Below are 20,699 nucleotides of genomic sequence, written 5' to 3' on the forward strand. Positions count from 1 at the left end.
ACCACTAAACATTAGATGAGTATGAAAAACAATGAACTAGAAACAAAAAGTGAACTTCAGGATGAAAGTTTATTTGACAAAACTGTAGGCAGAAGATCTTTTCTTCAGTATGCAGGCGCAAGCGCTGCCGGTATTGCCTTGGTAGCTGCGGGTTGTAGAAAAGATCGCGGTTATGACAATCCTGTAATGGGAGGTGCTACATTAGATTTTAAAGATGATTTCGGGGTGTTAAACTATGCGTACGCTCTGGAGCAATTGGAAGCCGCATTTTATGTAAAAGTTGCTTCTGCTCCGCCTGCAAGCTTCACTGCTGCTCAAAAAGCATATTTTCAGGATATTCAGTTTCATGAGATTGCACACAGAGAGTTTTTTAAAGCAGCCTTGGGTACAGCTGCAATAGGAAGCTTAGAGGTAAATTTCGAATCAATTGATTTTACAAGCTCTGCCAGTGTTTTAGCAACTGCAATGGCTTTTGAAGATTTGGGTGTTGCGGCCTATAATGGTGCAGGACCAAGACTTAAAAACGGAACCTTTTTATTATTAGCAGGTAAAATTGTTTCAGTTGAAGCCCGTCATGCTGCCTATGTTCGTGATTTGATTTCGAACGGATCATTTGCAGATCTTAATAGTCTAGCTTCACTAGGTGCCAATAATTCAGCCGGATTAGATGCTGCTTTAACACCAGATAAAGTTTTAAACATTGCTAAGACTTATATCAAAACCAAAATTAATGTAACCAATCTTTAATTTTTAAAATCAGAAAATCATGAATATCGTAAATATATTAGAAGAAATTGAAAAAGTTGATGGTGAAATCTATGAGAGATTAAATCCAAGAAGAGCCGCAATGAAAAGCTTTTTCAACATAGGAAAGAAAATTTCATTAGCAGCTATGCCTTTAGCTTTAGGTTCAATGTTCCAGAAGGCTTATGGCCAAACTACTTTACCTTCTGGCGTTGTTGATGTATTAAACTTTGCGCTGTCGTTAGAATATTTAGAATATCACTTTTATAATCATTGTATTGTAGGTAAAACTCCCGGATCTGCAGTAATTGACGTTACTTTTAATTTTCCTAATGCTGCCAGCCAGGCCGCCATTACCACCATTCGCGACCACGAAAAAGCACACGTTGATTTGTTAGTTGGTGCTTTGGGTAGTTCTGCCCGTGCACCTATTGCCTACGCAGATACCGATTTTAGGGCAGGAGGAGCATTTGCTACTGTTTATTCTGATTATAATACCTTTTTGGCTGTAGCACAAGGTTTTGAAGATACCGGAGTTAGGGCATACAAGGGCCAGGCAGGAAATTTATTGGTTAGCCCTGGTGTACTGCAAACCGCACTTCAAATTCATTCTGTTGAGGCACGTCATGCTTCACACATCCGTCAAATGCGTACTGCTGCAGGTTCTGCCGTTTATAAACCATGGGTTAGCCTTGGTGCTTCTGGACAGGCAAATGATTCAGGGGTTGCAGCTGTTGATGCTGTTTACGCAGGTGAAGATTTAACTGTACAGGCCGGAGCAAATATTGTAGGCATTGGCGGTAATGCAGGCATTACCAAAGCAGCTGCTGTAGAAAGTTTTGATGAACCTTTAGATAAAGCTAGCGTAGTTACCATTGCCAACTTATTTTTAAGAGACGGTAAAAAACTATAACAGTACACACTATAATATTGACATTATTGATTAGGTAATGTTTAGTTTAAGGTAGGGAAGTAGAGCTTTGGTTCTGCTTCCCTTTTTTATGAAAATTTTATTAGGATCTAAGATTTGTACATCTTACATGGGCTCTGTTTACCTGATTAATAGGTAATCACCTGCTCTTCCAAGTGTTCTGGTAAATCCCTGTAATTGTATTTCTGTCCGCGCAACTGGGGCTCGAAACCAGCAGCCCTTATCGATTCCTGTATACCTTTTGCGGTAAAACGGTGTGGGGCGCCTGCTGCCGAAACTACATTTTCTTCGATCATAATTGATCCAAAGTCATTTGCACCTGCGTGTAAGCAAAGCTGTGCAGTTGTTTTTCCAACGGTTAACCAGCTGGCCTGGATATTTTTGATGTTTGGTAACATGATCCGGCTCAAGGCAATCATACGGATATATTCATCAGCGGTTACGGTATTGCTGATCCCGCGAAGTCTTTTTAACAAAGTACCATCATCCTGGAAAGGCCAGGGAATAAAAGCCAAAAATCCATTTGCATCAGCAGGTTTTTCACTTTGCACCTGGCGGATCCATACCAAATGTTCAAAACGTTCTTCGATGGTTTCGACATGGCCAAACATCATCGTAGCGGAGGTCGTGATATCCAATTGGTGGCAGGCTCGCATCACATCCAGCCACTCCTGTCCACCGCATTTACCCTTAGAGATTAAACGCCTTACACGGTCGTTTAATATTTCAGCACCAGCACCCGGTAAAGAGTCCATCCCGGCTTCTTTTAATGCTTTTAATACTTCGGTATGAGTTAACCCTTCCAGTTTGGCCACATGTGCGATTTCAGGCGGACCTAAAGCATGGAGTTTTAAATCAGGATATAATTCTTTTAATTTTTTGAACAGATCGGCATAAAAGGCGAGGCCTAAATCGGGGTGGTGGCCGCCCTGTAATAACAATTGATCTCCTCCCAGGCGGAAAGTTTCTTCAATTTTAACCTTATAGGTTTCAATGTCGGTAATATAACTTTCTTCGTGGCCTGGCCTGCGGAAGAAATTACAAAATTTACAATTTGCAATACAAACATTAGTGGTGTTTACATTGCGGTCGATCTGCCAGGTTACTTTGCCGCTGGGTACTTGAATTTTTCTGAGTTCATTGGCTACGAACATCAAGGATGCCGTATCGGCATGATGGTATAAATGTACCCCTTCTTCGAGGCTTAAAAAATCAAAATGTAATGCCCGTTGCAGTAAATCGGCTGTGTTCATAACACAAAGATAAGGAAAAGGGAGGGAAGGTTGAAGGTGGATGGTTTAAGGTTTGTAAAAAAATAACAGTGAGCGGCGAGCAACAGGCGATTGGCGAGGAATTGCCTTCATCCATTTTCCATCTCGCGCTATCCATCTTTTGCTATTTTACAATCTCTGTCATTTTACATCAAGCATTTTCCCTTAAAATAATATCTTTACCGTTCTAAAATTAGATATGGTAGATTTTAATCGTTTTACACTCGCCAATGGATTAAAGGTTTTGGTACATGAAGATGCAACAACCCCAATGGCTGTTTTAAATATTTTATATGATGTGGGAGCCCGCGATGAGGACCCGAACAAAACCGGTTTTGCACATTTATTTGAGCATTTAATGTTCGGCGGATCGGTTAATATTCCAAGTTACGATGAGCCTTTGCAAAGGGTGGGAGGCGAAAACAATGCTTTTACGAGTAATGATATAACCAATTATTACATCACCCTTCCTGCCGAAAATATCGAAACTGCATTTTGGCTGGAAAGTGACCGGATGTTAAGTTTGGCTTTTTCTGAAAAAAGTTTAGACACGCAACGAAATGTAGTAAGCGAAGAATTTAAACAACGTTACCTCAACCAGCCTTATGGTGATGTTTGGTTAAAGCTGCGTCCGCTGGCTTATAAAAAGCATTCGTACCGGTGGGCTACCATCGGAAAAGAACTTTCTCATATCGAAAATGCAACAATGGATGATGTGAAGGCGTTTTTTAAAAAGCATTATACGCCACAAAATGCCATTCTGGTTGTTGGCGGAAATGTAAAGACGGAAGATGTAAAAAAACTGGCCGAAAAGTGGTTCGAACCAATACCCGCAGGTGAAAAATATAACCGCAGTTTAGTTCAGGAAGATCCACAAACGGAAGCGAGGCAGGAAACTGTAAAGGCAAATGTACCGCTCAATGCCATTTATATAGCTTTTAAAATGCCTGGGCGTTTAAATGAAGATTATTACGCTTTCGATCTTTTATCGGATATTCTATCGCGCGGACAATCTTCCCGCTTGTATAACAGTCTGTTAAAAGAACAGCAGCTTTTTAGCGATATTAACGCCTATATTTCGAGTAGTTTAGACCCTGGTTTATTTATTGTTGAAGGTAAATTGGTGGAAGGTGTTGCCATTGAAATGGCAGAAAAGGCCATCTGGGCAGAACTGGAAAAGTTAAAGGCAGAACTGGTTTCTGCAACAGAATTGACCAAAGTAAAGAATAAAGTGGAATCGGTACTCGTTTTTTCAGAAATGAGCTTGCTGGATAAAGCGATGAACCTGGCTTATTATGAATTACTTGGTGATGCTGCTTTGTTAAACCAGGAAACTGAAGCATTTTTAAAGGTTCAGGCCGAAGATATCAAAAGGATATCAAATGAAACTTTTAATCCCAACTCATCATCAACTTTATATTATTTAACCGAAAAAAATGCTTAACAGACAACAGCCACCTGATTTTAAGCAGGTATCGACTATAAATTTTATCCAGCCCGAAAAAAGAGTGTTAGATAACGGTGTGCCCGTTTTTACTATTTACTCCGGGGAGCAGGATCTTGTGCGTATTGAATTCATTTTTGAAAATGTAAACTGGAAACTCGAAAAGCCTCTGCAGGCGATAGCAGTGAATACACTGATCAATAATGGAACAAATAAATTAACCTCAAAGGAAATAGCGGAACAGATTGATTTTTATGGTGCATTTTTTCAAACTGAATATGTGCAGGATCAATCGTTGGTTACCTTGTATACCCTAAATAAGCATTTGCATTCGGTACTTCCTATTGTTAAAGATGTTTTATCTGACAGCCAGTTTCCGCAGCACGAACTTGATATCTATATCCAAAATCAGAAGCAAAAACTGCAGGTAAACCTAAAGAAGAACGATGTTCTTTCGAGAAAAGAATTTGCCCATGCTTTATTTGGTGATACAGCTTATGGGGTGAATATAAAAGCTGAGCATTATGATGCTTTAAAACGCGAAGACCTGATTGAGTATTTTAAAGCTGCTTACGCACCAAACAACTGCACCATTGTAGTTTCAGGAAAATTTAACGATGCCGGTTTTAATCTGCTGAATGATGCTTTTGGAAAGGATTGGGAAAAAAGTAATGCGGTAAAAAACAGTTTTAATTTTAGCACTAAGGATAAAAAGAATATTTATATCGAAAAACCAGAGGCCTTACAATCTGCTATCAGGATTGGACAACTGGCGATTAACCGTAAACACGAAGATTTTTCTGGACTCCAGATTTTAAATACGGTTTTGGGTGGTTACTTTGGATCACGTTTGATGAACAACATTCGTGAAGATAAGGGCTATACTTATGGCATTGGTTCGGGTATTTCATCATTGCAACAGGCAGGTTATCTTTTCATTGCCACCGAAGTTGGTGCTGATGTTTGCCCGGCAGCCCTACAAGAGATTTATAAGGAAATAGATATTCTGAAAAATGAACTGATAGGGGACGAAGAACTTAACCTGGTACGGAACTATATGCTGGGCTCAATGCTAGGCAGTTTGGAAAATGTATTTTCGCATGCCGATAAGTTTAAGAATATTTACTTCTCCGGCCTGGATTATTCTTATTATACCAATTATATTGAAACTGTGAAAAAAATTACTGCCGCAGAATTATTGGCATTGGCCAATAAATATTTTACCACAGAAAACTTTACTGAAGTGGTTATCGGGAGGAAATAAATTTCAATTGTTCTCTAGAATGCGTCATTTCGAGCGGAGTGCAACGAAGTCGAGAAATCTACCGAGATAGATCTCTCCATTTCACTGCGTTCCAGTCGAGATGACGATCCTAACCTAAATCTACCTGTACTGACATAAATATGCCGTTTGTACAGTTGTTTTTACTTTAAATGATGAGTTTGCAGGTACTTCAAAACTATTCCCTGCTTTAATGCTTTGCCAATCCAAAGCACCTGGTAAAAGCGCTGTAAGTTCGCCTTCTATTACATGCATTATTTCTTTCTGAGCTGTTCCAAAGGTATATTCTCCCGGATTTATAACGCCAACAGTCGATTTTCCTTCAGTGGTTTCATAGCCTAACGATTTAACGTCGCCATCAAAATATTGGTTTTGAGTAATCATATCCTAATTATAATGTTTTTGCTAAGACGGCCTTTTGTTTATCAGCCTGGTAAATCTTTTTGTAAAAATCGACGTATTCACCGTATTTTTCAGGTGCATACTTCTTATTGTTCATGGTTTGTGTACGGTTATAAACAATTGTATTGTCTTTAACGCTGAATTTAGCAGTATACGATCCAAATTCGGATGTAATGCTGATATCTTTTGGTAAAAACTCTACATTATAACCCTTAGGCAGAACATAACTGATTTCATCATCATCATTATAGCCAAAAGGAACCGCAAAATAGGTTTTCCGGTTTTCTATTTTCAGCGGTACACTCTCGTGTCGGTTAATCTGGTTTACCACCAAAAACAATTTATCGCCGCCCCTGGTCAGTATTGGATTGGTTTTAAAATTGATTTCTTCTGTAAGCAGCGGCACTGTTTTATCAGGTTGCAGATACTTGTAACTGGTGAGTTCTGCCATCGGAATCGGGCTGTTTTCGATAATTTTTTTCCTGAGTTCTACAGGTTCCATCAGGGTCATTGAAAGATTTTCTTCAAATTGTGCATTGGCATAAGTAGATCTGATTTCAGAATCAGCTGTACCATCTTCGGCCAGTACAATTTTGGTTTTTCTGATCTGGTAGTTTTCCTTCGGATTGTAAACAGGTGTATGTACAATTTTACCACCTTTTTCGGTAACCATCAGAACATTACGGTCAGAATTGCTGTAGCCAATAAAACCCATTGGCGTATATTGGCTGGTACACTCTAAAAAGGTTGTATCCTTTTCAAGTGGGATACATAAAATCATATGATTGGCCTGTCCTACGCTAGAATAATTAGGGTTTAAGCTGGGCATATCATTTCCGATTACTATCAAATTTGAAGGTATACCGGCTTCGTTAAGCAAGGCTTTCATATAGTTAGACAAAGCTTTACAGTCGCCGTAATTTACCTGTGCCACTTTTTCGGCTAAAATTGGTCTAAAACCACCAATCCCCAGCTGAACACTTACATAGCGGGTATTCTGCTGCAAATGGTTGTATAATATCCTGATTTTTTCTTTAGTTGTTTTGGCATCTTTAACCAGATTCTGCACCATCAGTTTGGTGGCTTCAGGAAGTTTATTTCCCCCTTGGTTCAGGTTATATAACCACGAACCGAAATTTTGCCAGTTATCGAAATTTCCCGACGAACCATCAAACTCAAACTGGTTAGGGTCGGCTTTAACCCAGGCAGAAACATTATCGATCCCCGTACTCAGAGGCTCGCTTGAAATGGCAGCAACATTGGCACTTTTCCATTTGTACTGCACCTTTTCGCCTATAATTACCGAGTCGGTTGGTAAATTACGGCTGGTAAGGTAACGCATTTTATAGTTTTTTGCCTTTTGGATGGTATACGCCGATTTTTCTACTGATACGCCAAAACCTTTAATATCGCGCCACGATGGAAAAGAAAGCAAGCCATTATAATCCTGGCTGTAGCTATATTCTATGGTGTAAGGGTAATTTACGCTTGCAAATTTTAAGAGCTTTAACCTGTTATCCTCAAATATTGAGAAATCGGAAATCAGGCTTTGGTCTTTAATGTCGGAACTTTTGTAATCCTTAACTTTTTTGCCGCTGGCATCGTAAAGGGTAGCCTTGATGTTGTAAATACTGCTAAATTTGTCATAAACCTCGGCCATTTCGCTGTATTCATCACCGGCTTTGTTCAAAATGGTGATGGCTACCTTATAATCCATTCGTGCAGCACCCAAGCCTTTTATATCGAAAAAAGATTCTTCATTCCTGATTACCACAGCGGCATCTGTTTTTAGGTTTTCAGGGATTTTGGCTACATCGTAATCTGTTTGTGCAAATGCACTGCCCGTTGCTGCCAGTATTCCAATTGCTAAACTTAAATAGTATTTCATTAGCCTTTCTTTTTAAATACGATTTGTTCCGCCTGTTTTTCTACCACAGTTTTAAACAATTCTTTTAAATCGAAATATTCTTCCGGGGTATAAAATGATTTATTAACGTTAATGGTGCTTTTTACCATTAGGGTTTTACCTTCTGAGATGTAATTGATGGTGAAAGTTCCATTTTCTTCGGGAAGTTTGTAAATACCGCCTTTTGGAAGTTTATCAATTTCGTAATCTTCAGGAAAGTTTACGGTAATGCGGTAGCTTTCCTTAAATGGATAGGCAAAATCAACAGGGAATTTGCGCTGCTCCAGTTTGAAGAGATTTTCTTTTGTTCTTTCGAAAAGGAGGGGGGTAAAATAGACCAGGTTACCGGCTTCTTCTACATTATCTTCAATCACCACATCCATACTTTCGCTTAATAGCTCGTCGAGGTTGTCAAGATTATCTATTTTATAGGCAGAAACTTCAAGACCGGTTTTATCTTTTTTAAAAGCTTTGATAAATTCTGTTTCGTTATTGGTTTTCCGGTATTTACTGCGCAGGTTTAAAGCTGCATAACCTTTCGAATACTGATTGATTTTTCCCGATAGTTTATGCGTTTTATCCAGCACCATATTGTAAACAAAAACCTTTTCGCTTGCAATACTGGGTTCGGTAGAAAGCCATTTTCCGTTTAGGCTTTTAAAATCCATATAAAAACCCTGGTGACTCAGGTTTTCGTAATCCAACATCCCGACAGGCAAATCCTTATCGGTAGCATCAAGGAAATACAGCTGGTTCCCAATCTCGGTAACAGCAATCACATTGTTAAATGCCGATATCAATGGGTAGCCTGGGTGCATTCCATTTTCCCTTGTACTGATCAGCACAGGATAAGCTTCGATTTTTGCTTCTTTTAATAAACTCAACAAAGCCAGGTTGATATCGCCAGATGAACCTGTTTTCTTTTCGAAGAGCGTTTTGGGATTGGTGCCACTCGAATATCTTGAATAGTTTTTATCCCATTTAACATTGTTTTTAACGTGATTCAAAATGAGCTTTACTGTTGCCAGTGTATCTTTTTCCCCCTTTAAAATGCCTGGAAGCACGGATTTGGCATAACTGTTTTTATTGATATAAGCGCCAAAGTTTTCATCCTGTGCCAATTCGTTGATAATTTTAGACCAAGAGCCATTGTAATCGCGATAAATATCGTTAGGGAAGTTGGTTGCCCTCAACTCGAATTCTATTTTCGGATTGTAATCATCCATGGTGGTAACATAGGGTTCATCCTTTAATGCAGGAACATTGGCTACGCAGTATTTATCGTATACCGCATTGGAATTTAAGCCGGATATGTAAGAGGCATTCACATTTTGATGAAGCGGATGATCGATCTGGTAATAGCCACTCATATTGGTCTTATAATTAAAGTATTCAGGTATTCTTACATTATATTCAGACCATAGCGTTGGAACACTCGACTGGAATTTCCATCCGTGCAGTTGAAATATAAAATCTGATTTGATTTTGTATTTAAATTCGATGATCGATCCTTCCTTTACATTAGGAAGGGTAAATTTCTTGATCACGTAGTTTTTGTTAAACTCTTCGGTAAATTTGGCGTCCTTGTTGAGCTTACTTGTAATCATTTTGCCATCAACCATGTTATAGGTTGCAGCGTCCATGTAGTTAAGGTCTTCTTTGGCAGATCCACTGTTTTTGTAAAGTTCTACCCTGAAATTGGCCAGATCATAACCATTTTTGTTCAGGATTTTATAACGGATATGCCTTTCGAAAACATAAATAAAATTGTTTGTGGTAGGGCTGATTTCAAAATAACAATCGCCTACATCGAATAATTTAATAGCCGACGCGGAAGAGTCCGGGCCAGAAATCTTTGTTTCAAATTCTGCCGGGGCAATTTTTCCGAACTTAAATTCTCTTTTAACGTTTTGGTCTGTTTGGGCATAGAGAGTACCAACTCCAATGCAAAGCATTAAAGTCAGAAACCTGAGAGCATTTTTCTGCATGATGTAAATAGTTTGTTTGTTGGTGCAATTATAAAAACAATCTTTTAATTATTTAGAAATAATTGTAGCCCAATACCTAATTAAAAAGGGATATCAAACATCAGGCTTTTGTTATACATTTCTCACTTTAATAATGATACTTAAACATTGGTGATAATCGTTCCATTTAACGCAATTGTCAGACAAGCTCAATATTTAAGCATTTTTATCTTTATGCTTTTATTTTCGCGTTATTTCCGTATCTTTGCCTGGCAAATAATAAATCTTAATTTATTTGCTATGCAACTCGATTCCACAAAATTTATTGCCACAGGTTTAACTTACGACGACGTCCTTTTGGTGCCAGCGTATTCAGAAATTCTGCCGCGTGAAGTAAATACATCTACTTTTTTAACCAAAAAAATCAAACTTAACGTTCCGTTGATCTCTGCAGCAATGGATACCGTAACAGAAGCCGAACTTGCCATTGCCATTGCGCAGAATGGAGGTATCGGGATGTTGCACAAAAACATGACTATCGAAAGACAAGCTGCCGAGGTGCGTAAGGTAAAACGTTCAGAAAGTGGAATGATCCAGGATCCTGTTACCTTATTGGAAACTGCGGTTGTGGCCGATGCTTTCAAAATCATGAAAGAACATAAAATAGGTGGAATCCCGGTAGTGAGCAGCGACAATAAATTGGTTGGTATTATTACCAACAGGGATCTGCGTTTTCAGAAGGATATGAAAAGACCGGTTTCTGAAGTAATGACAAAAGAAAACCTCATCATTGCGCCAGAGGGCACTACATTGATACAGGCCGAAGAAATTCTTCAGAACCATAAAATTGAGAAACTTCCGGTAGTAAGCAAAGATGGCTACCTAAGCGGTTTAATTACTTTTAAGGATATTTCGAAAGTTAAAAATTATCCGGTTGCCTGTAAAGATGAGCGCGGCCGTTTACGCGTAGGTGCTGCGGTTGGGGTAACTGCCGATACCATATTAAGGGTTGATGCTTTGGTTGCCGCTGGTGTTGATGTAATTACCATCGATACTGCACACGGGCATTCGAAAGGGGTGGTTGATAAATTAAAAGAAGTTAAAGCTAAATATCCTGATTTACAGGTTATTGTTGGGAATATTGCTACCGGTGCTGCTGCTAAATTTTTGGCTGATGCAGGTGCTGATGCCGTTAAAGTGGGTATTGGTCCGGGTTCTATCTGCACTACAAGGATTATTGCCGGTGTTGGGGTTCCTCAATTATATGCAGTATATGAATGTGCCAAAGCATTAAAAGGTACCGGCGTGCCGGTTATTGCAGATGGTGGTATTAAACATACCGGCGATATTGCAAAAGCTATTGCATCTGGTGCCAGTACCGTAATGGCAGGTTCGTTATTTGCAGGGGTAGAGGAATCGCCAGGCGAAACCATTATCTACGAAGGGCGTAAATTTAAATCTTACCGTGGAATGGGGTCGATTGAGGCTATGGAGCAAGGATCTAAAGACCGTTATTTCCAGGATGTGGAAGATGATATTAAAAAACTGGTTCCGGAAGGTATTGTAGGCCGTGTGCCGTTTAAAGGTACCCTGGCAGAAGTAATGTACCAGTATATTGGTGGTTTACGTGCAAGTATGGGTTACTGTGGAGCAGCAGATATAGCGGCTTTGCAAGAAGCACAGTTTGTACAGATTACCGCTGCAGGTATGCGCGAAAGCCATCCGCACGATATTACGATCACTAAAGAAGCACCTAATTATACTAGATAGGGTTTAAGGTAAATACCTATCTTATTGATAAATAGAAAAAACGGGGCATCGGTTAAGGATAGCCTCGTTTTTTTGTTTTCAGACAGTCTAGGTTCGTATCGCCACCAACTGAAATTTATATATATGGCTTAGGTGAGCTAAGGTATCTTAACTGGTCAATTTTATTTTGAAAATGAGCGGTTTGGTGTCAATGGAAACATTAGCCCTGCTATCTCTTCAAGTCCTCGTTCGTACCTCACTGTGGTCTTTTCGTTCTATCAGGTTTATATTACCTTGGTCTGGTGCTGCTTGGCTTAGGTTGCTTAATGCAGAAAATACAAATCAATTACCTTGCCTTGTTTCGTGTCGACACGAATCGAAATTTAGTCTAAAAAACCTTGCAGGTTTTAAATCTCGCGATTGCAGTTTTTATTATACATGTATACTCTATGATATAAAACTATGCATCCCGAAAATATCGTTTCAGATAAAATTGTAAAGTAGAAAAATGCTCCAACATTCGATACGGTCTTCTTGTGAATTTTGGGAAAAAATCTCGAGACATCAATCTGTGCTTAAATGAGATCGATAATTTTAGAAAATTTAAATAGAAGATCACTTTTAACGCGTAAAATATTCATAAATTGCAGTACATCTAATACTACAAATGACAATTACGCTCTATCCTGATAACTATCATAGGCTTTTTGCACTATTCGAGACAATTTACCCTATAAGTGATCAACTTAAGGATGACATCATAAAGAACAGTGAGGTTCTTGAGGTAGCAAAGAAAACTAAGCTTTTGAATTCGGGAGACAAAAGCAATGCCATTTATTTTATCATTAGCGGCACAGCTCGGATATATTACCTTGATAAAGAAGGAAAGGAAAGTAATACATGGTTTCTTTTTGAAAACGAGTTATTGATTTCTGTCTATAGTTTTTATACAGGGAACTCATCATTTGAGTACATTGAAACTTTAGATGACTGCAAACTGATCTCACTTAAGCGCGAACGACTAGATTACCTATATAATAAATACATGGAGTTTAACTTTCTTGGAAGAAAACTTACTGAATATTACTATATGAGGAATGAATTGCAGGCGAATGAGTTAAGAATGCTTAGTGCAAAAGAACGCTATGAAAGACTTTTAGAAAGAAGCCCTGCACTTTTTCAAAGAGTTTCATTAAGCCATATAGCATCTTATCTTGGTATATCTCGAGAAACCTTAAGCCGAATAAGAAATCGCTGATTATTTTTCTTTTGTGATTTTAGTCAAAAACTCAAGGAGTTTTTCTCGTTAATTTTGCTCTATCTAAATTTAACTACAGATGAGAAAAATAAGATTACTATTTATCGTAGCTGTATTGGTAGTTACGATCACAAACCTTAAATGCACAAAAGAAGCATTTAATCTACAAAACGTTCCGAAAGAAGTACTCTCAAAAAATGCCAAAGACTATTCCGAACGTTTGGAAATAATCAGAAAAAGCTTTTACGAACAAAAATTAGATGAAAAGTTTATTCCAAAAGTCAAGCAAGATGTTACTTGGACTCCTGACTGGGATCATCCTGCCTCACAAGTTATAAACGATTCGGTTTCCTATGTGTTTTACCCACTGATTGGATTCTATGAAAAAGATCAACTTAAAGGAAAAGTAAAAACCTACGGAGCTAAATTTTATCTTATTGTTAAAAACGAGCATGATTTCTATAAGGGTGTTTACTTAAATGAACAAAAAGAAAATTCTACGAACTTAAAAGTAAAAGTTGAATTAGGAAATTTCACTGGAAAATTACTTCTTACCAATCTGAAAACGAAAGATGCGTTCTTATTAAAATATGTAGACGGTAAAGTTCAGGATAATCTTACAGGTGCTCAAAAAATTGCAAGTGCAAAACTGATGGCAACCAAGGGAACGGTTTCATATTGGGCACAACAATGTCATACTGAGATGAGATATTGTGTATATGCTTCAGATGGTTATAGCTATTGTGGTGGGGCTATTGATATTATTGTTAGTTATTATTGCCAATGGCCTTCCTCTCAATGTGGCGTTAGTTACTATATGATAGATTACGGAGAAGAAACGGTATGTGAGGACATTTGGTTTCCTGACCCTCCAGAAGAACCGTCTGATCCTGGGAATGGTGGCGGGAATGGCGGAAATGAAGGGGACCCAGGTACTCTTACTGAGACACAAATCACCGAAGCTGCCGTTTATGATGATGGCAAGCCAAAGATCGCTGACATCAAGAAATATACAAAATGTTTCAATGATGGCAAGCAAGCACAGAGCTATACAATGACTATTTATGTTGATCAACCCGTTGCAGGCCAGTCGGATTGGTTCAAGGTTGTGACTCCCGGGGTATCAACCAATAATCCGTTTGGAGTTCCCACAGGTTGAAGATGATTTTGAAAATAAAAGATACATTCTAACTAATATAAATAATAATGAATACAACTGCACAGATGCCGCAATTAGCTGGATGAATGCCGGCGGTGCTAATTTTTCAAATACTGCAATGGGGTTATTCAAAAACACACCCGGAAACTTAGGGCAAGTGCTCAGAGCAAAGAGTGGAGTAAATACCAGTCCAGGTTCAGGTATCCAAGGTAAAGGAGAATGTAATTAAATCGCGATGAAAAAGATAATTATTTTATTAATTGTAATGATTGTACTAAGCCTATTTTCAGGTATTTCAATCAATCAAAACTGGGCTTTTGTATTTCAGTTTGAATTTTTTGATTACCCTGAGATCCTTAAAGATGGACTAGAGGATAATGTACGAAACATCATTTTATGGATCATTATATTATTAGCTCATATTGGAATTGTAATGCTCCCTTTCCTTACAAAGAGCCATCATTTTAATAAATTGTTATTATGGTTTCCTTTAGTTTACCTTTTGGGTTATGTTTTTTTAAGCGCAGAATTTGTTTTTCTGCTTATACCTTTTATAATAATATGGGGAATAACATTGAGGTTATCTAAAAAACAAAATATTAAAGGAAAATGTATTTAGTAATTACTAAGTAAGTTTTAATTTGATTGTTGAAAGATCAGCATTATTGAACTAGCCATATATTCTTAGTCATATAGTAAGGTTACTAAATGGATTTGTCGAACATTGCCGAAATTGAACTAACATACAATCGTCATCCCAACACCGGGTGGTATTTTTTGATGTCGGATGTAAAGGAGGATGTAATTAAAATCGCCATGAAAAAGATTGTTATTTTATTAATCGTGGTGATCATACTAAGCCTTTTTGCAGGCATGTCGATTAATAGGAACTGGTTTTTTGTTTTTCAGTTCGAGTTTTCTGATTATCAGGATATTATACGAGCAGGTCACAGTAGCATAAGAGATAACTTACTGTGGGGAATTTTACTCTTAGCTCATTTTGGAATATTTTTGCTGCCTTTTCTCATTAATAGCGTATATTTCAAAAGGCTGCTTCTATGGTTTCCCATTATTTACCTTCTTGCATACCTATTTTTTCAACCTGAATTTATAATCTTATTAATCCCTTTCATAATCACTTGGGGTATAACGTTAAGATTAACAAAAAAAATAATAATCTCTTCTGGCAAGTCAATTTAATTATTATTTCACAGCAGGTAATTTTAAGGGCATTGGGTTGATCATCAATGTCCTTTCTGTGCTATTATGACAATGAAAAGCTACACATTTCGTTGATATATTATTAACGATTTTAGCGGCTCAACATGACTTAACCTGTGATGTTTTAGAAATCGTTACCGTCATAAAACCCAAATTAAGCCGCATTGCACTATATCAATTTAAACCTTAAGGTTTTGAAAACCTGCTAAGTCTTTAAGCAATATAAAAATCACAAAATAAAATTTGGCAGTTGGATTTTTTTAATATATTTGTCGACTAAATCTATAGGATTTATATAATAATTATGAGAACAAATCAAAAATCACGCTTTTATTGTTGTTGTTGCCATGCTAAAACAGTGATCGAATACTTTCGAACGGGACGTTAATCAACAATAAATAAACAAACTATCAACAAATCATGAACAAACTTTTATTCTTTTTCTTTTCATTTTCGCTTTCGGCAAGCATCGCTTTTGCCCAAAGTTCAATAACAGGTATTATAAAAAAATCCAGCGGCGAGCCCGTACCGCGTGCAACGATAAAAGTAAGGGGCACGAACATCACAGTAAGTGCCGATGATAATGGTGCTTTCAAAATTGATGCAAAGCAAGAACTGCCATTTTACCTTCAGGTAAGCTCGGTAGGGTACAAACCCCAGGACTTTCAGATTTTAAGGTATCAGGAAACACCTATAGAACTGGTTTTGGTAGAAAGTGCACTTTTAGATGAAATCGTAGTAACCTCACGCAGACGTTCAGAAGTTCTGCAGGATGTTCCTATTCCAATTACCGTAATTGGAGGCCGCGCAGCAGAAAATGCCGGAGCATTCAATGTTAACCGTTTAAAAGAATTGGTTCCTTCGGTGCAGTTATATGCCTCTAATGCCAGAAATACAACCCTTAATATCAGGGGTTTAGGTTCAACCTTCGGTTTAACCAATGATGGTATTGATCCTGGTGTAGGTTTTTATGTGGATGGTGTTTATCACGCCCGTCCGGCAGCAACCTCAACTGATTTTCTTGATATTGAGCAGATCGAAATTCTTCGCGGCCCGCAGGGAACCTTGTTCGGTAAAAACACTACCGCAGGTGCATTTAACATCACCACTACCAAACCAACGTTAACACCTAGTGCAAAAGTAGAATTAAGTGTAGGTAATTATAATTTTATCCAGGCTAAAACATCTGTTTCAGGAGCTTTGGCAAAAGATCTTGCTGCAAAAATTTCAATTTCGGGTACACAACGCGATGGTACCATCTGGAATACCAGGGAAGAGCGCAGATACAGCGGACAGAACAACCTTGGCTTTAAAGGTCAATTGTATTACACTCCTTCAGAGAAATTACAGGTGCTATTAAGTGGTGATGTAAGTATCCAGCACCCGGCAGGTTATCCGCTGGTAATTGCAGGTGTAACCACTACTGAAAGAAGCGCTTATCGTCAGTATGCCAGAATTATATCTGATTTAGGTTACCAACAGCCTAAGATCGATCCTTTTTCAAGAGAGATCAATACCAATACCCCTTGGCGCCACAACCAGTCAATCGGTGGTATATCGGTAAATGTTGACTATAAAATTGGTAAAGGAACGCTTACTTCAACCACTGCCTGGAGATTCTGGAATTGGGATCCTACCAACGACCGGGATTTCTCTGAGGTAGCGGCTTTAACCAAATCGCAGGGGAATTCGCGCCACGATCAATACTCGCAGGAAGTGAGATATGCTGGTAACCTAACTGATAAATTAAGTGGTGTAATCGGTGTTTATTTGTTGGGGCAAAATCTAAAAGGTTTGTCGCAAACTGAAGAAGTAGGTAAAGATCAATGGCGATTTGTGCAAACCAGTAACACCGGCAGTCAGGCATTATACTCAACCCCTGGTTTGTTAGATGGTTTTGGCATTAAAACCAACTCTACCATCAAATCGTTAAGTGCTGCTGTTTTTGCACAGGTTGACTGGGAAGTTTTAAAGAACTTGCACGTATTACCAGGCTTACGGTATACTTATGATAAAAAAGATGTTGATTATGATAGGGTAACTTATGGTGGTTTACAAACTAACGATGCAACATTATTGGCACTTAAGGCGGCTGTATATGCAAATCAACAGTTTACAACAAAGGTAGATAACAATAATTTATCAGGTAACTTCACCGTATCATTCCGCCCAAATCAAAACTTAAATGTTTATGGAACTTTTTCTACCGCTTACAAGCCGGTTGGTGTTAACGTAGGTGGTTTACCAACTACCTCAACAGGAGCGGCCGATTTATCGGTAGCAGTAGTTAAACCGGAATATGTGCAACATTATGAACTAGGTGCTAAAACAAAGCCATTTAAAGGTGCTATCGTAAACATCAGTTTATTTAACAGCGATATTAAAGATTACCAGACCAATGTTCAATCGCCACAGCTGGGTGTAAACAGGGGGTACTTGGCAAATGCCGAAAAAGTAAGGGTAAAAGGATTGGAAGTAGACGGATCTTATCAGCTGGAAAGATTTTTAACTTTAAATGCTGCTTTGGCTTATCTGGATGGCAAATACGTGAAATTTACCAATGCTCCACTTCCTTTAGAAGAAACAGGACATACCGAACTGGTGAATGGTGTTGCTACACAAGTGGCATTTAAAGATGCTTCGGGAGGTAGATTACCGGGTATTTCAAAATGGAATATTTCTGGTGGTACAGAACTGAGTACTGCTGGTAGCCTGGCCACCAGAGAAGGCAGATATTTTATTGCGGGCGATGCCAGTTACCGTTCTGAATATTCATCAAACCCTACACCATCAAGTGTACTGAATGTTAAAGGTTATGCCTTATTCAATGCAAGGTTGGGGTTCAAATCGGATAAATTCTCCCTATTTGTTTGGAGCAGAAACATTGCAAATAAAAACTATTACGAGCAATTACAGGCTGCTGCCGGTAACTCTGGTTTATATGCTGGCGTATTGGGCGATCCAAGAACGTATGGTGCAACCATCCGTTATGCTTTCTAATAGCTAAATTAACTTTTCTCTCATATATTTGGTTAAAAGGAGCGGTGTAAAATGCCGCTCCTTTTTTTATGTCAAATCTTGGTTTTCAAAACCTTTGAGTTTGAAGAAAAACACTTGAATATGTTAAGTGGTCAATATTATTTTGAAAAACAAAAGCCTGCTGCGCCGCGGACTTTCTCTACACTCAGGTTTATTTAACAAAACCGGTGGTTATTGGCAAGAAAATAATGCGATCATTTATACCTGACGAAGCCTGTAACAGCATTGTGCAGAATTAAAATTTATAGAAAGCCGATAAAATCTTAACTTCGGTAAATTTTAAAAAAAATGAATAAGCTTAATTCTGTTTGTGTATACTGTGGCTCAAACTTTAACGGCGACGTACAATTACGAAATGCGATAAAACAGTTGGCTGAAACATTGGTAAAGCAGCAGATTAAGCTGGTTTATGGTGGGGGTAGTGTAGGCGTTATGGGCGTTTTAGCCAATGATGTACTGGAGCTTGGCGGTTTGGTTACCGGCATTATCCCACAGTTCTTAATGGATAAAGAAGTTGGACATAAAGGAATTACTGAGATGATCGTGACCGAAAATATGCACCAGCGTAAACAGAAAATGGCCGATTTAAGTGACGGATTTGTGATTTTACCTGGCGGTTTTGGTACACTCGAAGAATTTTTTGAAGTGCTTACCTGGTTGCAGCTCGGTCTACATAACAAACCCATCGGTGTATTAAATGTAAATGGTTTTTACGATCCGCTGTTTGCTCAAATGGATATAATGGTGCAAAGTAAATTCTTAAAACCTGCCAACCGCGACCTGGTTTTTAACGAAGCAGATGCTGAAAACCTGATCCATAAAATGGATAATTTTTCTGCCATTCCGGATGAAGTTTGGTTTAGGGAAAGGAATTTAAGTTAATCATGCCCGCTTTATGGTTGATCTTCAAATGACTAATGCCAAGAAGAATATGAGCATAAGCGAAGAGTGTAACCATGATCTATGGACAGTTAGGCCATCAGCTACAAAACAGGAAATTTATAAAACCCGCCATGCGCAAAACGCTTGACACTAATACAAAATAACAATGCAAATTATAACATCACACGCAGAATTTGAACAATACCTTGGCAAGGAATTAGGTGTTTCTTCATGGCACACGATTACTCAGGAACAGATCAATAAATTCGCTGATGCTACTTTAGACCATCAATGGATACATGTTGACGAAGAACGCGCACAGAATGAAGGTCCTTTTAAGGCAACAATTGCACATGGTTATTTAACTTTATCGTTAATTCCCTACTTATGGAAAGAGATTGTTGATATTCAGAATTTAAAAATGGAAATCAATTATGGTATTGAAAGTTTAAGGTTTGCACAGGCTGTTACGGTAAACAGTAAAGTAAGATTAAAGGCTAAACTGGCTTCAATTATTAACCTGCGTGGCGTAACCAAAGTAAATATGGCTATAGAAATGGAAATTGAAGACCAGAAAAAACCAGCGTTTAATGGGGAAGTGGTTTTCTTATATCACTTTAACAATTAGTTATGAAGTTGTAGCGTGTAGCTGATTTTTAACGTTATTAATAAAAACAATTATGCAGATGAAAAAGATCAGCACATCGCTCATTTTAGTTTTAGCAGGTTTATTTATGCTTTCCTGTCAAAAAAACAAGAAACAAAACCTGTCTGCCGATTCATTTTTACCCATGCAGATCGGCAATTTATGGTATATGAACGATCAATCTTATACCGAGATAAAAGATACCGTTAGGATCAATAAAAAACTTTTTTATAAATTTTATTCCCTGGTTGGCGGCGATGCAGGTAGCGTGTTTTACCTGCGGATTGATGAGCAGAATAGGTTAGTGGAAAGTTATCCGGATAGCCCGGATAAAATCTATATCAGGGCAGATTTTAATGCAAAAATAGGAGATAAATTTTTTACCACCGGAGCAAAAGACGAAAACGACAATGAAGTAACTGTGGTTCAAAAATCAGACAATGAGATCACCTTTTCTTTCGACCCTGTTTATCATCCCAATCTAAAAGGGCATCCGTACGAAGTAAAATATATCAAGGGCAAAGGCTGGGCCGAAAAGTATCAAAAAATAAAAATAGACGGGGTAGTTTATAAAGGGTAGTTCAGTGCTATTCGTTTTGCTGCTAGTGTTTAACTTTCTGCGTAAATAAAACTTTGCGCTTTTTTCTGTATATGGTTCCCCGCAGATATAAGAAGATTACCGCAGAGATTTTAAAGTGATAACTCTGTGATCTCTGTGGTTTAAAAAAACAGTGTGAGGTACGCTACGGTTAAACCTTCCTGTAGACCAGAAACCGATTTGGTCAATACCGTTTTTCT

Annotated in this window: 17 protein-coding genes; 13 read left to right on the top strand and 4 right to left on the bottom strand. The window is 38.2% G+C overall.

What is annotated here, in order from left to right; translation table 11 throughout:
* The first annotated feature begins 21 nt into the window (after positions 1-21).
* Together ACFSR6_RS21430 and ACFSR6_RS21435 are read left to right on the top strand one after the other, a co-directional pair.
* Entirely contained in the window at positions 22-747 is a 726-nt protein-coding gene (locus ACFSR6_RS21430) for a ferritin-like domain-containing protein (RefSeq protein WP_183759816.1), read from the top strand.
* Positions 748-766: 19 nt separating this feature from the next.
* Entirely contained in the window at positions 767-1,657 is an 891-nt protein-coding gene (locus ACFSR6_RS21435; RefSeq protein ID WP_379082800.1) for a ferritin-like domain-containing protein, read from the top strand.
* A 146-nt stretch (positions 1,658-1,803) separates the two neighbouring features.
* On the opposite strand, the gene ACFSR6_RS21440 is transcribed toward ACFSR6_RS21435, so the two are convergent.
* Complete coding sequence (locus ACFSR6_RS21440) at positions 1,804-2,928, bottom strand: CofH family radical SAM protein (protein WP_379082802.1); 1,125 nt, start codon at positions 2,926-2,928, stop codon at positions 1,804-1,806.
* A 217-nt stretch (positions 2,929-3,145) separates the two neighbouring features.
* On the opposite strand from ACFSR6_RS21440, the gene ACFSR6_RS21445 reads away from it, so the two are divergent.
* Together ACFSR6_RS21445 and ACFSR6_RS21450 are read left to right on the top strand one after the other, a co-directional pair.
* Complete coding sequence (locus ACFSR6_RS21445) at positions 3,146-4,390, top strand: M16 family metallopeptidase (RefSeq protein WP_379082804.1); 1,245 nt, start codon at positions 3,146-3,148, stop codon at positions 4,388-4,390.
* Complete coding sequence (locus ACFSR6_RS21450; RefSeq protein WP_379082806.1) at positions 4,383-5,654, top strand: M16 family metallopeptidase; 1,272 nt, start codon at positions 4,383-4,385, stop codon at positions 5,652-5,654. The genes ACFSR6_RS21445 and ACFSR6_RS21450 overlap by 8 nt, the downstream gene beginning before the upstream one ends.
* 120 nt (positions 5,655-5,774) lie before the next feature.
* On the opposite strand, the gene ppnP is transcribed toward ACFSR6_RS21450, so the two are convergent.
* From ppnP to ACFSR6_RS21465, 3 genes are read right to left on the bottom strand one after another with little or no spacing between them, the layout of a single operon-like run.
* Positions 5,775-6,056, bottom strand: a complete 282-nt coding sequence (gene ppnP, locus ACFSR6_RS21455) for a pyrimidine/purine nucleoside phosphorylase (RefSeq protein WP_379082808.1) — start codon at positions 6,054-6,056, stop codon at positions 5,775-5,777.
* Between the two features lie 7 nt (positions 6,057-6,063).
* Positions 6,064-7,962, bottom strand: a complete 1,899-nt coding sequence (locus tag ACFSR6_RS21460; protein WP_379082810.1) for a DUF3857 domain-containing protein — start codon at positions 7,960-7,962, stop codon at positions 6,064-6,066.
* Positions 7,962-9,968: a DUF3858 domain-containing protein gene (locus ACFSR6_RS21465; RefSeq protein ID WP_379082813.1), complete on the bottom strand. Its 2,007-nt coding sequence runs from the start codon at positions 9,966-9,968 to the stop codon at positions 7,962-7,964. The genes ACFSR6_RS21460 and ACFSR6_RS21465 overlap by 1 nt, the downstream gene beginning before the upstream one ends.
* A gap of 279 nt (positions 9,969-10,247) precedes the next feature.
* Between ACFSR6_RS21465 and guaB the strand changes: the two genes are divergently transcribed.
* The 9 genes from guaB (at position 10,248) to ACFSR6_RS21510 (ending at position 20,481) form a co-directional block, all read left to right on the top strand.
* Positions 10,248-11,717, top strand: coding sequence for an IMP dehydrogenase (guaB, locus tag ACFSR6_RS21470; protein WP_379082816.1), 1,470 nt, complete (start codon positions 10,248-10,250; stop codon positions 11,715-11,717).
* 646 nt (positions 11,718-12,363) lie between these two features.
* A complete protein-coding gene (locus tag ACFSR6_RS21475) occupies positions 12,364-12,954 on the top strand; it encodes a Crp/Fnr family transcriptional regulator (RefSeq protein WP_379082818.1) in 591 nt (196 codons plus the stop codon).
* A 79-nt stretch (positions 12,955-13,033) separates the two neighbouring features.
* Positions 13,034-14,113 (top strand): hypothetical protein, encoded by a 1,080-nt coding sequence (locus ACFSR6_RS21480; RefSeq protein WP_379082820.1) that lies wholly within the window; start codon positions 13,034-13,036, stop codon positions 14,111-14,113.
* Positions 14,094-14,342: a hypothetical protein gene (locus tag ACFSR6_RS21485; protein ID WP_379082822.1), complete on the top strand. Its 249-nt coding sequence runs from the start codon at positions 14,094-14,096 to the stop codon at positions 14,340-14,342. Before ACFSR6_RS21480 ends, ACFSR6_RS21485 begins: the two co-directional genes overlap by 20 nt.
* Before the next feature lie 6 nt (positions 14,343-14,348).
* A complete protein-coding gene (locus ACFSR6_RS21490) occupies positions 14,349-14,732 on the top strand; it encodes a hypothetical protein (RefSeq protein WP_379082825.1) in 384 nt (127 codons plus the stop codon).
* 1,022 nt (positions 14,733-15,754) lie between these two features.
* Positions 15,755-18,334, top strand: a complete 2,580-nt coding sequence (locus ACFSR6_RS21495) for a TonB-dependent receptor (protein WP_379082827.1) — start codon at positions 15,755-15,757, stop codon at positions 18,332-18,334.
* A gap of 327 nt (positions 18,335-18,661) precedes the next feature.
* Positions 18,662-19,255: an LOG family protein gene (locus tag ACFSR6_RS21500; protein ID WP_379082830.1), complete on the top strand. Its 594-nt coding sequence runs from the start codon at positions 18,662-18,664 to the stop codon at positions 19,253-19,255.
* A gap of 166 nt (positions 19,256-19,421) precedes the next feature.
* On the top strand, positions 19,422-19,883 hold the full coding sequence (locus tag ACFSR6_RS21505) for a MaoC family dehydratase (protein ID WP_183759827.1): 462 nt from the start codon (positions 19,422-19,424) through the stop codon (positions 19,881-19,883).
* Positions 19,884-19,941: 58 nt separating this feature from the next.
* Positions 19,942-20,481 (top strand): hypothetical protein, encoded by a 540-nt coding sequence (locus tag ACFSR6_RS21510; protein WP_379082832.1) that lies wholly within the window; start codon positions 19,942-19,944, stop codon positions 20,479-20,481.
* Positions 20,482-20,699: the final 218 nt, after the last annotated feature.

This window comes from Pedobacter vanadiisoli (assembly GCF_042684385.1).
GTDB classification, from domain to species: Bacteria; Bacteroidota; Bacteroidia; order Sphingobacteriales; family Sphingobacteriaceae; genus Pedobacter; species Pedobacter vanadiisoli.

Bases quoted from the DNA above. Each gene is read 5' to 3' on its own strand.
- ACFSR6_RS21435 (WP_379082800.1), top strand. From the start codon at position 767: ATGAATATCGTAAATATATTAGAAGAAATTGAAAAAGTTGATGGTGAA.
- ACFSR6_RS21460 (WP_379082810.1), bottom strand. From the start codon at position 7,962: ATGAAATACTATTTAAGTTTAGCAATTGGAATACTGGCAGCAACGGGC.
- ACFSR6_RS21500 (WP_379082830.1), top strand. From the start codon at position 18,662: ATGAATAAGCTTAATTCTGTTTGTGTATACTGTGGCTCAAACTTTAAC.
- ACFSR6_RS21495 (WP_379082827.1), top strand. From the start codon at position 15,755: ATGAACAAACTTTTATTCTTTTTCTTTTCATTTTCGCTTTCGGCAAGC.
- ACFSR6_RS21480 (WP_379082820.1), top strand. From the start codon at position 13,034: ATGAGAAAAATAAGATTACTATTTATCGTAGCTGTATTGGTAGTTACG.
- ppnP (WP_379082808.1), bottom strand. From the start codon at position 6,056: ATGATTACTCAAAACCAATATTTTGATGGCGACGTTAAATCGTTAGGC.
- ACFSR6_RS21490 (WP_379082825.1), top strand. From the start codon at position 14,349: ATGAAAAAGATAATTATTTTATTAATTGTAATGATTGTACTAAGCCTA.
- ACFSR6_RS21440 (WP_379082802.1), bottom strand. From the start codon at position 2,928: ATGAACACAGCCGATTTACTGCAACGGGCATTACATTTTGATTTTTTA.
- ACFSR6_RS21505 (WP_183759827.1), top strand. From the start codon at position 19,422: ATGCAAATTATAACATCACACGCAGAATTTGAACAATACCTTGGCAAG.
- ACFSR6_RS21430 (WP_183759816.1), top strand. From the start codon at position 22: ATGAAAAACAATGAACTAGAAACAAAAAGTGAACTTCAGGATGAAAGT.
- ACFSR6_RS21445 (WP_379082804.1), top strand. From the start codon at position 3,146: ATGGTAGATTTTAATCGTTTTACACTCGCCAATGGATTAAAGGTTTTG.
- ACFSR6_RS21475 (WP_379082818.1), top strand. From the start codon at position 12,364: ATGACAATTACGCTCTATCCTGATAACTATCATAGGCTTTTTGCACTA.
- guaB (WP_379082816.1), top strand. From the start codon at position 10,248: ATGCAACTCGATTCCACAAAATTTATTGCCACAGGTTTAACTTACGAC.
- ACFSR6_RS21510 (WP_379082832.1), top strand. From the start codon at position 19,942: ATGAAAAAGATCAGCACATCGCTCATTTTAGTTTTAGCAGGTTTATTT.
- ACFSR6_RS21465 (WP_379082813.1), bottom strand. From the start codon at position 9,968: ATGCAGAAAAATGCTCTCAGGTTTCTGACTTTAATGCTTTGCATTGGA.
- ACFSR6_RS21450 (WP_379082806.1), top strand. From the start codon at position 4,383: ATGCTTAACAGACAACAGCCACCTGATTTTAAGCAGGTATCGACTATA.